Below are 1,445 nucleotides of genomic sequence, written 5' to 3'. Positions count from 1 at the left end.
ATTTGGATTGGTGACAACGAATCATCGAAATTTTGGCTTGGAGTATTAAATGATCTTAAGAACAGAGGAGTACAGGATGTGCTAATATTTTGCGTTGATCGACTGACAGGTATAAAAGAAGCGATTAATGCGGCATATCCAAAGGCCGAAGTACAACGATGCATAATACATCAACTTCGAAATTCCTTTAAATATGTATCATTCAAGGACATAAAAGCTTTTAGCAATGACTTTAAGGAAGTATATCGAGCGATTAACGAAGAAGTAGCATTAGAAAAGTTTTGTGAACTTAAGAACAAATGGGGAAAGGAATATCCATATGCAATGCGAAGCTGGGAAAATAACTGGGATGTGATAAGCCCATTCTACAAATTTCCCGAGGAAATAAGGAGAATAATTTACACCACTAACATCATTGAAGGATTGCATCGACAGTATCGCAAAGTCACAAAAACGAAAACGATGTTTCCAAGTGATAACTCACTAGAAAAGATGCTGTATTTGGCGTCAATGAATGTGGTAAAGAAGTGGACACAACGGTATAAGAACTGGGATAGGGTACTCAGCCAACTAATGATTCAGTATCCGGGTAGATTGGAGAACTATATTTAAAAGCATTCACCCCGCCGCCCTCAAGGGCTCGTCCTCACCGCCGGACGGGCTAGACCTCACAAAATTAAAAGCGGTGAGAAAAAGGACAGAATACCCTATTATAGACAATTATGTCCAAATTAAATCAAATTTATGTATAAAACTTGACAGAACTGACAATAATATATAATACAGAAATGATTTAAGGTAATATTCTGTAAACTTCAAAAATTCAAAATTGCTTGCTAAGAAGGATTACGAAAATTTCGATAGTCGAGTAGACAGACATCTCACGACATCTGCCCCTCACAGAACCGTACGTGCCAATTAAGGCATACGGCTCTTCATACAATCATTCTCTTTCGCTGTTTAACCCATAATGTTCACATAAATTCTTGGATTCGGTAGTGGATTTAGTCTGAGGCATTTTTGAAACTTCTCCTTTGTAAAACTTTTTCTTTGGCTCCTTCTGTTCAGCCACTTAAATAATATTTTCACGATTTCATATTTAAATTGCTGTAACATTGGATAATTGTCCGTAATTCCGTAATAGTGAAAGTGCCCAGTAAGAATGGCCTTAATCCTTTTAAATATACTATAGATTGATAGCTCGTTCCTTACTGACTTGACCCATTGCTTGACGGATTTCACCTTCGCCCAGAACTTTTTCCTACTTGTTCGCCTTTTGACTCTGAACTTGCCCGATTTACTTGTAGAGCAATAATGCGTAAATCCAAGAAAATCAAACGTTTCCGGTTTGCCCAAGCCTCTCTCTGCTCTGTTTAACGCTGCAAATCTGCCAAATTCTATAATCTTCGTTTTATCTTCGGCCAATTCAAGTTTGAATTTATCAA

2 protein-coding genes are annotated in these 1,445 nt (G+C 37.4%); one reads left to right on the top strand and one right to left on the bottom strand.

From position 1 onward, the window contains the following. Window positions 1-612: IS256 family transposase (locus JCM21531_RS17180; protein WP_038291650.1), on the top strand; the 612-nt coding region annotated here is incomplete at its 5' end. 348 nt (window positions 613-960) lie between these two features. Here the strand turns inward: JCM21531_RS17180 and JCM21531_RS17175 are convergent. Beyond that, the coding region (locus tag JCM21531_RS17175; RefSeq protein WP_038291649.1) for a group II intron maturase-specific domain-containing protein at window positions 961-1,445 on the bottom strand (485 nt) is incomplete at its 5' end.

This window comes from Acetivibrio straminisolvens JCM 21531, from assembly GCF_000521465.1.
Classification (GTDB): Bacteria; Bacillota; Clostridia; order Acetivibrionales; family Acetivibrionaceae; genus Hungateiclostridium; species Hungateiclostridium straminisolvens.
This window is presented reverse-complemented; position numbering and strand designations above follow the sequence as displayed.